This is a genomic window from Neisseria blantyrii, assembly GCF_962747855.1.
Classification (GTDB): Bacteria; Pseudomonadota; Gammaproteobacteria; order Burkholderiales; family Neisseriaceae; genus Neisseria; species Neisseria viridiae.
In genome coordinates, this window is record NZ_CAUIZY010000002.1 from 99,743 (window position 1) to 112,395 (window position 12,653).

General features: G+C 52.3%; 12 protein-coding genes, 1 tRNA gene and 3 pseudogenes. 7 read left to right on the top strand and 9 right to left on the bottom strand.

Annotated features, from left to right (window positions below; translation table 11 throughout):
• Positions 1-10: 10 nt before the first annotated feature.
• The gene (locus Q9J80_RS02980; RefSeq protein WP_301672777.1) at positions 11-2,029 is read left to right on the top strand and encodes a prolyl oligopeptidase family serine peptidase; all 2,019 of its coding nucleotides are present in this window, start codon (positions 11-13) and stop codon (positions 2,027-2,029) included.
• Positions 2,030-2,083: 54 nt separating this feature from the next.
• On the opposite strand, the gene Q9J80_RS02985 is transcribed toward Q9J80_RS02980, so the two are convergent.
• From Q9J80_RS02985 to Q9J80_RS02995, 3 genes are all read right to left on the bottom strand, one after another.
• Positions 2,084-2,410 carry a rhodanese-like domain-containing protein gene (locus Q9J80_RS02985; RefSeq protein WP_301672849.1) on the bottom strand — a complete coding sequence of 109 codons (327 nt, stop codon included), beginning with the start codon at positions 2,408-2,410 and terminating at the stop codon, positions 2,084-2,086.
• 76 nt (positions 2,411-2,486) lie between these two features.
• Positions 2,487-3,143, bottom strand: coding sequence for a protein-L-isoaspartate O-methyltransferase family protein (locus tag Q9J80_RS02990; protein ID WP_304671417.1), 657 nt, complete (start codon positions 3,141-3,143; stop codon positions 2,487-2,489).
• Between the two features lie 102 nt (positions 3,144-3,245).
• On the bottom strand, positions 3,246-3,773 hold the full coding sequence (locus Q9J80_RS02995) for a free L-methionine (R)-S-oxide reductase MsrC (RefSeq protein WP_301672775.1): 528 nt from the start codon (positions 3,771-3,773) through the stop codon (positions 3,246-3,248).
• 158 nt (positions 3,774-3,931) lie between these two features.
• On the opposite strand from Q9J80_RS02995, the gene tpiA reads away from it, so the two are divergent.
• The 5 genes and pseudogenes from tpiA (at position 3,932) to Q9J80_RS03025 (ending at position 6,724) form a co-directional block, all read left to right on the top strand.
• Positions 3,932-4,705: a triose-phosphate isomerase gene (gene tpiA / locus Q9J80_RS03000; protein WP_301672774.1), complete on the top strand. Its 774-nt coding sequence runs from the start codon at positions 3,932-3,934 to the stop codon at positions 4,703-4,705.
• 6 nt (positions 4,706-4,711) lie between these two features.
• Positions 4,712-5,062, top strand: coding sequence for a preprotein translocase subunit SecG (gene secG / locus Q9J80_RS03005; protein ID WP_301672773.1), 351 nt, complete (start codon positions 4,712-4,714; stop codon positions 5,060-5,062).
• 13 nt (positions 5,063-5,075) lie between these two features.
• Positions 5,076-5,161: transfer RNA gene (locus Q9J80_RS03010), tRNA-Leu, on the top strand.
• An 885-nt stretch (positions 5,162-6,046) separates the two neighbouring features.
• Positions 6,047-6,416 (top strand): annotated as a pseudogene (locus Q9J80_RS03020) (type II toxin-antitoxin system RelE/ParE family toxin).
• The gene (locus tag Q9J80_RS03025) at positions 6,413-6,724 is read left to right on the top strand and encodes a helix-turn-helix domain-containing protein (RefSeq protein ID WP_301672772.1); all 312 of its coding nucleotides are present in this window, start codon (positions 6,413-6,415) and stop codon (positions 6,722-6,724) included. The pseudogene Q9J80_RS03020 and the gene Q9J80_RS03025 overlap by 4 nt, the downstream one beginning before the upstream one ends.
• Here Q9J80_RS03025 and Q9J80_RS03030 read toward each other — a convergent pair.
• From Q9J80_RS03030 to leuS, 6 genes and pseudogenes are all read right to left on the bottom strand, one after another.
• On the bottom strand, positions 6,693-7,007 hold the full coding sequence (locus Q9J80_RS03030) for a hypothetical protein (RefSeq protein ID WP_167435415.1): 315 nt from the start codon (positions 7,005-7,007) through the stop codon (positions 6,693-6,695). The genes Q9J80_RS03025 and Q9J80_RS03030 overlap by 32 nt on opposite strands.
• Before the next feature lie 36 nt (positions 7,008-7,043).
• Positions 7,044-7,778, bottom strand: a complete 735-nt coding sequence (locus Q9J80_RS03035; RefSeq protein ID WP_118792450.1) for a M48 family metallopeptidase — start codon at positions 7,776-7,778, stop codon at positions 7,044-7,046.
• 222 nt (positions 7,779-8,000) lie between these two features.
• Entirely contained in the window at positions 8,001-8,183 is a 183-nt protein-coding gene (locus Q9J80_RS03040) for a leucyl-tRNA synthetase (RefSeq protein WP_234403386.1), read from the bottom strand.
• A pseudogene (locus tag Q9J80_RS10865) lies at positions 8,107-8,271 on the bottom strand (DNA adenine methylase); the annotation flags it as partial. The gene Q9J80_RS03040 and the pseudogene Q9J80_RS10865, both read right to left, overlap by 77 nt.
• A pseudogene (locus Q9J80_RS03045) lies at positions 8,244-9,034 on the bottom strand (DpnI domain-containing protein). The pseudogenes Q9J80_RS10865 and Q9J80_RS03045, both read right to left, overlap by 28 nt.
• Before the next feature lie 204 nt (positions 9,035-9,238).
• Entirely contained in the window at positions 9,239-11,869 is a 2,631-nt protein-coding gene (leuS, locus tag Q9J80_RS03050; protein ID WP_301672848.1) for a leucine--tRNA ligase, read from the bottom strand.
• Between the two features lie 264 nt (positions 11,870-12,133).
• On the opposite strand from leuS, the gene Q9J80_RS03055 reads away from it, so the two are divergent.
• Entirely contained in the window at positions 12,134-12,649 is a 516-nt protein-coding gene (locus tag Q9J80_RS03055; RefSeq protein WP_301672770.1) for an outer membrane protein assembly factor BamE, read from the top strand.
• Positions 12,650-12,653 lie beyond the last annotated feature (4 nt).

Consider the following 12,653-nt stretch of genomic DNA (forward strand, 5'->3'; position numbering starts at 1 on the left):
AAGGACCCCGATGAAATCCTACCCCGACCCCTACCGCCATTTTGAAAACCTCAATTCCGCCGAAACGCAAAACTTCGCTGCTGAAGCGAATGCCGAAACGCGCGCGCGTTTTTTAAACAACGGCAAGGCACGCGCGCTTTCAGACGGCATTTTGAATCAAATGCAGGACACGCGGCAGATTCCGTTTTGTCAGGAACACCGCGCGCGGATGTACCATTTCCATCAGGACGCGGAATATCCGAAGGGCGTGTACCGCGTGTGTACGGCGGCGACGTACCGTTCGGGCTATCCCGAGTGGAAAATCCTGTTTTCGGTGGCGGATTTCGACGAGCTGCTTGGCGACGATGTGTATTTGGGCGGCGTGTCGCACTTGGTGGAAAAGCCCAACCGCGCGTTATTAACGCTGAGCAAATCGGGCGGCGATACGGCGTACACGCTGGAAGTGGATTTGGAAGCAGGGGAATTGGTAGAAGGCGGTTTTCACTTTCCGGCAGGCAAAAACCATGTGTCGTGGCGCGATGAAAACAGCGTGTGGGTGTGTCCGGCTTGGGACGAACGCCAGTTGACCGAATCGGGCTATCCGCGCGAAGTGTGGCTGGTGGAGCGCGGCAAGAGTTTCGAGGAAAGCCTGCCGGTTTACCAAATTGATAAAGGCGCGATGATGGTGAACGCGTGGCGTTACCTTGATCCGCAGGGTTCGCCGATTGATTTGATTGAAGCGTCGGACGGTTTTTACACCAAGACGTATTTGCAGGTGTCGTCTGAAGGCGAGGCGAAACCGTTGAACCTGCCTAATGATTGCGACGTGGTCGGCTATCTGGCGGGGCATCTTTTGCTGACGCTGCGCAAGGACTGGCACCGCGCGAACCAAAGCTATCCGAGCGGCGCGCTGGTGGCGGTGAAGCTGAATCGGGGCGAACTCGGGGCGGCGCAGCTTTTGTTTGCGCCCGATGAAACGCAGGCATTGGAAAGCGTGGAAACGACTAAGCGTTTCGTGGTGGCGAGCCTTTTGGAAAACGTACAGGGTCGTCTGAAAGCGTGGCGGTTTGCCGACGGCAAATGGCAGGAGGCCGAACTGCCGCGCCTGCCTTCGGGCGCGCTGGAAATGACCGACCAGCCTTGGGGCGGCGACGTGGTTTACCTTGCCGCCAGCGATTTCACCACGCCGCTGACGCTGTTTGCATTGGATTTGAACGTGATGGAACTGACCGTCATGCGCCGCCAGCCGCAGCAGTTTGTTTCAGACGGCATCGAAGTGCGGCAGTTTTGGGCGACTTCGGCCGACGGCGAGCGCATCCCTTATTTCCACGTCGGCAAAAACGCTGCGCCCGACACGCCGACGCTGGTTTATGCCTACGGCGGTTTCGGCGTACCCGAGTTGCCGCATTATCTGGGCAGCATCGGCAAATACTGGTTGGAAGAGGGCAACGCCTTCGTGTTGGCGAACATACGCGGCGGCGGTGAGTTCGGCCCGCGCTGGCATCAGGCGGCGCAGGGAATCAGCAAACACAAAAGCGTCGATGATTTGCTTGCCGTCGTGCGCGATTTGTCCGAACGCGGCATGAGTTCGCCCAAACACATCGGTTTGCAGGGCGGCAGCAACGGCGGCCTGATTACCGCCGCCGCCTTCGTGCGCGAACCGCAAAGCATCGGCGCGCTGGTGTGCGAAGTGCCGCTGACCGACATGATCCGCTATCCGCTGCTCTCCGCCGGCGCAAGCTGGACGGACGAATACGGCAACCCGCAAAAATACGAAGTCTGCAAACGCCGGCTGGGCGAATTGTCGCCGTATCACAATCTTTCAGACGGCATCGATTATCCGCCTGCGCTCATCACCACCAGCCTCAGCGACGACCGCGTCCATCCCGCCCACGCGCTCAAGTTCTACGCCAAACTGCGCGAAACCTCGCCGCAATCTTGGCTCTACTCGCCTGACGGCGGCGGACATACCGGCAACGGTACGCAACGCGAATCCGCCGACGAACTCACCTGCGTCTTATTGTTCCTCAAAGAATTTTTGGCAGCATAAACAAACGGCATTCCGTACCGTATCCGATAAGGAATGCCGTCTGAAATGCCTGCCTCAATAACGCATCATGTTGCCGTCAACCTCAACCGCCCACGCGTCGATGCCGCCCTGAAGGTTGTACAGGTTTTCAAACCCCGCGTCCGCCAAATACATCGCCGTATGCAGGCTGCGGATGCCGTGATGGCAATACACCACAAGCGGCACGCCGTCGTCCGGCAGTTCGTTCTGCCGTAGCGGAATCAGATTCATCGGGATATGTACCGCATCGGGCAGCGAACAAATCGCCGCCTCTTCATCCGTACGCACGTCCAACAGTCGGAACGCCCGTCCCTCATCCATCCAAATTTTCAGTGCCAACGGCGAGAGTTGCACAATATCCATCGGGTTTCCTTTCCCCAATCGAGCAAAATGCCGTCTGAAACGCAATCTGCTTTCAGACGGCATCACAATCCGAACATCAAAAATTAAAACTGTCGAAAGGATGAGCATCCTTGTCGGTCAAATTGGCCACCAAAGTATCGAACAGTGCCTTCTCTTCAAACGTATCGCCTTGACGCGTAATCAAAAGCGCGCGTTGAACAGGTTTGCGTCCTACGATAACCACCATGCGTCCGCCATCTTTTAACTGTTGTTTCAACACATCAGGCACAATATTGACCGCACCGCCGACGTAAACCGCATCAAACGGCGCACCTGCGGAAAGTTCGTTCAGTCCGTTGTTTTGCACATAATCGATATTGTCCAAACCCAAGCCGTCCAACACCGCTTTGGCGCGGTTTTGCTGTTCGGCATCGAGGTCGTCCGAAACCACTTTGCCCGCCAATTTTGCCAAAAGCGCGGTCGCATAGCCCGAACCCGTGCCGATTTCCAAAACCGTATCGTTTTTCGTCAGCTTCAAACCCTGCGCCAGCCGCGCCACGACTTTCGGCTCGAGCATCTTATGACCGTTGGCAAGCGGCAGCTCCATATCCGCATACGCCAAGCCCTGCAAAGACTCGTTCACGAAACGCTCGCGCGGAATCTCCGCCAAAGCGTCCAACACGTCAAAATCCAACACATCCCAAGGACGGATCTGCTGTTCGACCATATTGAACCGCGCTTTTTCAAAATCCATTTAGTGCTCCGTCAAATAATTGTTTTATCAATGGCAGGCATTATAAAACCACACTACCGCCGCGCCAACTTCGGTACGCGAAGCCCGCCCGTTTTGCCAGTCTCAAGCCGCCTGACGCGAAGCCTCAAACCGCTTCTCCAAAATCTTCGCCAGTTCGCCCAAATACAAAGCATCTGTCTCATCAAACTGCGCCAAATGTTCGCTGTCCGCGTCCAACACACCGATACAGCGGCCGTCTGAAAACAGCGGCACGACAATCTCCGAACGCGACAAAGACGAACAGGCAATATGGTCGGGATGCGCGTTCACATCCTTAACAACCGCCGTTTCACCCTTCGCCCAAGCCTGACCGCACACCCCGCGTCCGAACGGAATCCGCGTACACGCCAAAGGCCCCTGAAACGGTGCCAAAACCAATTCGTCCGAACGCGTATCGACCAAATAAAAACCCACCCAAAACCAGCCGAACGCCTCCTTCAAAACCGCCGCCGTGTTCGCCAAATTCGCCACCCAATCCGTCTCGTCCGCCACCACAGACTCAATCTGCGGCAACACCTCCCGATAAAGCGCGGCCTTATCCGAAGCCGAAAAATGAAGCACGTGCATCACATCTCCCATATTTGCATACATATCAGGCAGCCATTATAAAACAGCCTGCCCGAAACAGCATTCCAAACCGCCCTGCAGCCGCCCGCCCCAAGTTGCGAACCCGCCGCATATCCACTAAACTTCACATTGCAACGCGCCACACGCGGCAGACAGAAAAAACACGACACGGAGCAAAAAAGATGTATCACCAAATCGGAATGTGGGATCAAAAATGGGTCATCGGCAACTGGAAAATGAACGGCCGGCTCCAGAACAACAACGCACTGATGCACCGCTTCCGCATCCTCCCCACCGCCGAACGCGTCCTCATCGGACTCGCCGCCCCGACCGTTTACCTGCTGCAACTGCACAACGCCATGCAAATCGTCTTAAACAACCGCATCCTCACCTGCGCCCAAGACGTGAGCCGCTTCCCCAACAACGGCGCATACACCGGCGAAGTGTCCGCCGAAATGCTCGCCGACATCGGCACAGACATCGTCCTCATCGGACACTCCGAACGCAGCCTCTATTTCGGCGAAAAAAACGAAATCCAACGCCGCAAAATGGAAAACGTCCTCAACGTCGGACTGATTCCGTTATTGTGCGTCGGCGAAAGCCTCGAGGAGCGCGAAGCCGGCAAAGAACACGAAGTCATCGCCCACCAACTCTCCATATTGCAAGGGCTGGACACCAAAAACATCGCCGTCGCCTACGAGCCGGTTTGGGCAATCGGCACCGGCAAAGTCGCCACCGTAAAACAAATCGCCGATATGCACGCATTCATCTACAAAGAAATCTTGTCTTTGTGCGGAAGCGATGTTAAAATCCGCGTCCTTTACGGCGGAAGTGTGAAGGCGGACAACGCGGCCGACATCTTCGCAGTGCCTTATGTGGACGGCGCACTCGTCGGCGGCGCATCATTGTCATACGACTCCTTTACCGCCATCATCAGTGCCGCACAAAATGCGTAGAGAAATATGGAAGCCTTCAAAACCCTTATTTGGATTATTAATATCATTTCCGCCTTGGCCGTCATCGTGTTAGTATTGCTCCAACACGGCAAAGGCGCGGATGCAGGCGCGACCTTCGGATCGGGAAGCGGCAGCGCGCAAGGCGTATTCGGCTCTGCCGGCAACGCCAACTTCCTCAGCCGCTCGACCGCCGTTGCAGCAACATTTTTCTTTGCAAGCTGTATGGCTATGGTGTATATTCACACCCACACGACAAAACACGGTTTGGACTTCAGCAACGTACAACAGACCCAGCAAGCACCCAAACCCGTAAACAATACCGAACCTTCTGCCCCTGTTCCTCAGCAGCAGAAATAACAGTTTTTCAAATGCCGACATGGTGAAATTGGTAGACACGCTATCTTGAGGGGGTAGTGGCCGTAGGCTGTGCGAGTTCAAATCTCGCTGTCGGCACCAACACACAAAAACGCCTGAAAATTTCAGGCGTTTTTTGTTCAATCCCATCCAACGTCGCCAACCAATCCCAATCAATACAAGGTTTTCAGACTGATTGTTATCCTGCCGTCCCCCTTCCTGACTGTGCAATCCCGTCCAATCCGCCCTAATTGAACTAACCTGATTTTTTACGGTATCCGAAAAATACTGCAAAAATAAAGCTGAACGACCGCCAAATCAGGAATGCCAAGCGGAAAAGAGCTTGCGGGGAATACTGACGAACCGTAAGGAACAGGGGAAAACTGTCCAAGATACAGGGCGATTTTTTTGGTTTTCGGAAAATCCCTATATAGAAATGCACTACCCTTACCCGTTACCGCCGTTACTGAAAGATATTATAAAAATAAGTATATGAAATAAAATAATAAAAAAATAAAAATCGGTAACGATTACGGTAACAAGTAGTAACGGGTTGGTGGCGGGTTTTGTGTGTTTGCGTTTTTTTGCCGTCTTGGCGGTGGGAGCGCAGTGGGACAGAAAGCCGAAACGCACGGAAATGCGCCAATTTCTGGGAGGAAAGGTGGTTAAACCGCTTGGTTATAGTGGATTAAATTTAAACCAGTACAGCGTTGCCTCGCCTTGCAGTACTATTTGTACTGTCTGCGGCTTCGTCGCCTTGTCCTGATTTAAATTTAATCCACTTATATATTGCGGGGCATAGGAAGACAGCGAAACGCGCTAAAAACACAATTTGAGCCATTAAAAGCGATTGATTAAAAAATAATCAGGTTAGCCGCCGGTGTTTCAGGCGGCATAAACGGAGAAATTGCGGGGCATAAAAAAGATGGCTTGCCGTGTTGTCTGTCTCTGGTATAATTCCAAGTATCACTAATCAACGGCTACACAATGCGGATATTCAAAAACCAGTGGATAGCGAAATTTGCCAAGAAGCACAAAATCAACGATTCCGAGCTGCTGGAAGCGGTAGAGAGGGCGGATAATGGGCTGATAGACGCAGATTTAGGCGGCGGCGTGATTAAGCAGCGCATAGCGCGGCAAGGACAAGGCAGAAGCGGCGGCTATCGCAGCCTGATACTGTTCAAACAGGCAGACAGGGCATTTTCTTGTTTACGCCTTTGCCAAGAACGACAGGGAAAACATTTCGGATAAAGAACTGGACGTTTACCGAAAAGCCGCCGCATATTATCTGAAATACACGCGGGCAGAGCTGGCGGCTTTGAAAGAAGACGGCATTATCATGGAGATAGAATCATGAAATACAAAAGCGAGGTATTAGCCGCCATTCATGAAATGATGGAAGGGGCTTACAACATCGGCGCAATCGACAAAAAGACTATGCGCGGCTTTGATAAATCATGCCTGACCGAAATCAAGCCGTTAACCGGCGAAGATATTAAGGCAATCAGGGAGAAGGAGGCACTATCGCAAGCCGCTTTCGCCATCTATCTCAACGTGGGAAAAAATCACGTTTCGGCTTGGGAGCGGGGCGTTAAAAAGCCCAGCGGCGCGGCGTTGAAGCTGCTGACCATCGTCAAAAACAAGGGCATCGAAGCCATTGCGTAACCGGCTTGGCAAACGGCAAAATCAGCAAGTTCACAATAGACGCGCTGCTGAATATGCCTGCCAAGACAGGCAAGACCGCCGAACCGAATATCAGGGCATAGCCGCACAAATGCCCGACCGCACAAACCAAGCCGAAACGGCGGCGGTGCAGACGGCATAGCCCGACCGCGAGGCACGGGGATTTTTTTGCGCCCGCATCGGAGGCGCGGGCTTGAAGGCAAAACGGGCGGGGCGCAGAACTGTTTAAATGCCGTCTGAATCTCAAACGGATTTCAGACGGCATTTTGAAACAACGGCTCAAATTCTCGATTTCCTTCCCTTACCGCCGACGTTTTTTATTAACGCGCCCCTTATTTCTGACACTTTGCTCATAAACCGGCATAACGGTCGGCAACAACCGTTTTAGATTTTCTATACGGGCATTGTTTGTCGGATGGGTAGAGGTAATAGCATAAATAAAGCCGTTTTGGTCGTTTTCCTGATTCATTTTTTCCCAAACCCTGACAGCGGCCGCCGGATGATAGCCTGCCTGCGCCATCAACATCATTCCCCCCTCATCGGCTTCTTCTTCCAAGCTGCGGCTATAAGGCAAGGTAAGACCGTACGTCCCCAAAATATCCATACCCAATCCGACCAATTCCGGATTAGTGTCCGGTTTTTTGTCTAATATAATCTGCGTGCCTATCTGCGCCGCCGTATTGGTCAAGATTTGCTGCCCGACCTTATTTTTACCGTGTTCATGCAGGGCGTGCGTCATTTCATGCCCCATAATGGCGGCAATTTCGTCATCGGTCAGCTTGAGTTTGTCGACTATCCCCGTATAAAACGCCATTTTCCCGCCGGGCATCGCCCACGCGTTCAGCTCATCGTTTTTGAAAACCGTCATTTTCCAGTCAAACTTATGGCCGGTATTATTTGCCGCATTGGCATAAGGCAGCATACGTCGAAATACTGCCTGCACCCTGCGGGCTGTTCTGGATGTGGTATCGACATTGCCGGCAGACTTGTTTAACTCAACCGTTTTCATATAATCTTTGGCAGCCGCAGCGTTCATTGTGGCGGAATCATGACCGTAAACATCAGCAACGACCGCACAACCTCCCAATATCGAAATGACTGCCGACAGGCAGACTATCCGTTTAAAGGAAGGAAGGAAGGAAGGAAGGAAATTTCATATTAGGCTTATCCCTTAAAAAATTAAATTTAAAAAATGCCGTCTGAATCCAAAACGGATTTCGGACGGCATCTTAACATTATTTAATGTTTTAAAAAAGATTTACACCGCAATGCCCGTCCTCCTTTCCGGTACTGCGATGATTTTCTTGGCATGCTTGCCTTCTATGAATTTCACTTCACCTTCGGAGGCGGACGGTTTGTCGAAATCAATCATAAATTGCCAATAATTCCCCGACTTTTTTACGGCTGCGCCCCTTTGCAGCGATATTGCGTTGTACTTCATCTGTTTTCAGAATGGCAGAAGAATAAATATCCCTTTCAAATTCAGTATCATGATTTGAAATCAAAACGCCTTGGGAGTTAGGCGCAATTTATTGATTTTTTGTAAAGTCCGCGACCAATAAATTCGATCGTATTTTGGTCGCGCAAGATTTGCAACTGTTGGCGGATTTTGTCTTTGATATGGTTGTTTTGGGGAAATTGGATGGATAGTTTGTTTTCAAATTCATACATTTGCGACAATGTGAATTCTTCGGGGAGTTGATCGATACATTTCATAACAGCCAAAAGCCAGCCTTTGTGCTCCGCATTTTTGTTGCGTAAAAACAGGTTGGATTGCCATTTTTTCAGAACGGTTTCGGGTTCGATAATGCGGGAATCGTCTATTAAGAATATTTTGCCGCTTTCAGGCAAAGGGGCGAGATTGATGGAACACATAATGTGGTGCGGCCGGTTTTTAATGCCTTTATTTCTGGGAATAATCATGTCCGGCGTGATGAAATGTTTGGGTACAAGCACCAATTGCCGTATGGAGTAATCCGCTTTTTTATATGCAAGAAAGAAAAAGTTGGGGTTGGTATCTGACCGGATGCGCTCCAGCATGGTGCGATATGCACCGTCAGGCACGCTGTTGCCTATGTTTTTTTGATTTTTACTCTTTAATTCATATTGCTCGTGGCAATTTGGGCAAAAGAGGTCTGCAACAGGTTTGTTATTGGCAAATCTCTGCATCGGCTTGCTTCCGCAACAGGGGCAGTAGCCGTTTTTTTCCAGCCAAGCCTCGCTCATTACACGGATTTTGTGGGTTGCTTTATTTTGTTGCTTTCCCAATTCGGTATCGAAAAATAAATTCATATTTTGGATTTTGAGATTAAGTTTGAGTGGATTAACAAAAATCAGGGCAAGGCGGGGCAACGCCGCACCGGTTTAAAGTTAATCCGCTATATTTGAGGTCTGTCATGCAGACAACCCAATCTGCCTTAAAAAGGCCGTCTGAAACCCTGTTTCCAAGTTTTCAGACGGCCTTTCTCCGTATGGCTAAACCTTAAAAGCAGCGGCTTAGACGACGATATTCACCAAGCGTCCGGGAACGACGATGATTTTCTTCGCGGCCCTGCCTTCCATGAATTTCACCGCGCCTTCGGTGGCGAGTGCGGCGGCTTCGAGGTCGGCTTTGGATGCGTCGGCGGCGACGGTGATTTTGCCGCGCAGTTTGCCGTTGACTTGAACCATCACTTCGATTTCGGATTTGACCAAGGCGGCTTCATCGACTGTCGGCCAGCCTGCTTCCCACAGTTTCGCGCCGTTCAATTCGCTCCACAGGGTTTCGCAGATGTGCGGCACAATCGGCCACAGCAGGCGTACGACGGCTTCCAATACTTCTTGGGCGACGGCTCGGCCTTGTTCGCCGTTGGTGTCGGTTTTGTCGTATTGGTTGAGCAGTTCCATCACGGCGGCGATGGCGGTGTTGAACTGCTGGCGGCGGCCGTAGTCGTCGCTGACTTTGGCGATGGTGGAATGCAGTTTGTGGCGCAGGTCCTTGAGTTCTTTGGACAAACCGTCTTGGCTGCCTGCAAACGCTTTGACTGCTTCGCCTTGCTTCAGGTATTCGTAAACGGTACGCCACAGACGACGCAGGAAGCGGTGTGCGCCTTCGACGCCGCTGTCGCTCCACTCGAGGGACTGTTCGGGCGGGGCGGCAAACATCATGAACAGGCGGGCGGTGTCCGCGCCGTAGGCGTTAATCAGTTCTTGCGGATCGACGCCGTTGTTTTTGGACTTGGACATTTTTTCCGTGCCGCTGATGACGACGGGCAGTCCGTTGGCTTTGAGGACGGCGGAAACAGGGCGGCCTTTGTCGTCAAAGGTCAGCTCGACATCGGCGGGGTTGATCCAGTCTTTGCCACCTTTGTCGTTTTCACGGTAGTAGGTTTCGCAGACGACCATGCCTTGCGTGAGCAGGCGTTCAAACGGTTCGTCAACATTGACCAAACCTTCGTCGCGCATCAGTTTGGTGAAGAAACGCGCGTACAGGAGGTGCAAAATCGCGTGTTCGATACCGCCGATGTATTGGTCGACCGAGCCCCAGTATTTCGCGGCTTCAGCCGATACCATGCCTTCTGCGAACTTGGGCGACATGTAGCGGAAGAAATACCAGCTCGATTCCATGAAGGTGTCCATGGTGTCGGTTTCGCGTTTCGCCGCGCCACCGCAGCATGGGCAGGTGGTTTCGTAAAACTCGGGCATTTTTGCCAGTGGCGAACCCATGCCGTCGGGTACGACGTTTTCGGGCAAAACGACAGGCAGTTGGTCGGCAGGGACGGGGACGTCGCCACATTTTTCGCAATGGACGATGGGAATCGGGCAGCCCCAGTAGCGTTGGCGCGAAATACCCCAGTCGCGCAGGCGGTATTGGGTTTTCGGTTCGCCTGCGTCTTGGCTTTGCAGTTTGGCGGCGATGGCGTCGAAGGCCGTCTGAAAATTCATACCGTTCAAGTCGCCGCTGTTGACCAATACGCCGTTTTCTTTGTCGGCATACCATTCTTGCCATTGGTTTGCGTCGAATGCGTTGTCGCCGACGGCAATGACTTGTTTTTTCGGCAGATTGTATTTGGTGGCGAACTCGAAATCGCGTTCGTCGTGTGCCGGAACCGCCATCACTGCGCCGTCGCCGTAACCCCACAATACATAGTTGGCAATCCACACTTCCAGTTTGTCGCCGTTAAGCGGGTTGATGACGTAGCGGCCGGTCGGCACGCCTTTTTTCTCCATTGTCGCCATGTCGGCTTCGGCAACCGAGCCGGCTTTGCATTCGGCGATAAATGCCTGCAATTCGGGTTTGTCGGCGGCTGCGGCGGTTGCCAGCGGATGCTCGGCGGCAACGGCAACATAAGTCGCGCCCATCAGCGTGTCGGGACGGGTGGTATAAACTTGCAGGAATTTCGCGTAATCGCCTTCCAAGCCTTGTTTGCTGTCGTCTGAAATAGCAAAGCGCACGGTCATACCGCGTGATTTGCCGATCCAGTTGCGCTGCATGGTTTTGACTTGTTCCGGCCAGTGTTCCAGCTTGTCCAAATCGTTGAGCAGCTCTTCGGCGTAATCCGTGATTTTGAAGTAATACATCGGGATTTCGCGTTTTTCGATCAACGCGCCCGAACGCCAGCCGCGCCCGTCGATGACTTGCTCGTTGGCAAGGACGGTTTGGTCGACAGGGTCCCAGTTTACCGTGCCGTTTTTGCGGTACACGATGCCTTTTTCAAACAGCTTGGTAAACAGCCATTGTTCCCAGCGGTAGTATTCGGGTTTGCAGGTAGCGACTTCGCGTTCCCAGTCAATCGCAAAACCCAGGCTTTTGAGCTGGGTTTTCATGTATTCGATGTTGTCGTACGTCCATGCGGCAGGGGCGACATTGTTTTTCATCGCCGCATTTTCCGCCGGCATGCCGAACGCGTCCCAACCCATAGGCTGCATGACGTTGAAGCCGTTTAAGAGTTTGAAGCGGCTCAAGACATCGCCGATGGTATAGTTGCGCACATGCCCCATGTGCAGCTTGCCGCTGGGGTAGGGGAACATGGAGAGGCAGTAGTATTTGGGTTTGGAAGCGTCTTCGGAGACGTTGAAAATACGCTCGTCGTCCCATTTTTTCTGCGCCGCAGGCTCGATGGCGGCGGGCTGGTAATGTTCTTGCATGGTCATTCTGTTTTTCGCTTGAAAACGTTAGAAATTTAAAAGAGGAATTATAACAGGTTGCCGATGTCGGCGAATCGGCAAATTGTCGGCAGGATGCGTAAATTCGCACGCGCATCATTCCGTATGCCGTACAAATACACTGCGTTTACTGATACGCACGTTTTTTATGCTAATATTACAAACCAAAATCAAACGTTTAAACTCCCTGTAACAAGTCTGCCAAATCAGACGGCAAACAGGTATCAGACAAAAAGGACTTTGCACATGAAAACAAAACAAATCGTTAAACTTGGCTTAGCAGTATTGGCAGCCGGCGTTCTGTCTGCCTGCGCAACCAAAAGCAACGTCAAAGCCGACGGCACGACCGACAATCCGGTTTTCCCGAAACCTTATTCCGTAACGCTCGACAACAAGCGCGGCACATTCCCGACTTATGACGAACTGGATCAGATGCGCCCCGGCCTGAGCAAAGACGACATCTACAAAATCCTGGGCCGCCCGCATTACGACGAAGGTATGTACGGCGTACGCGAATGGGATTACCTGTTCCACTTCCACACCCCGGGCATAGGTACCGATCCTGAAAACACTTCCGGCGTAGAAGGCGTTACCACCTGCCAATACAAAGTGGTTTTCGATAAAGATAAATTTGCCCGCAGCTTCTACTGGAATCCCGTATTCCCAAAAGATGCCGCCTGCCCGCCGCCCGCACCCAAAGCCGAGCCGCAAGTCATCATCCGCGAAATCGTGCCGGCAACGCCTAAACGTATCCGCCAATAATCCA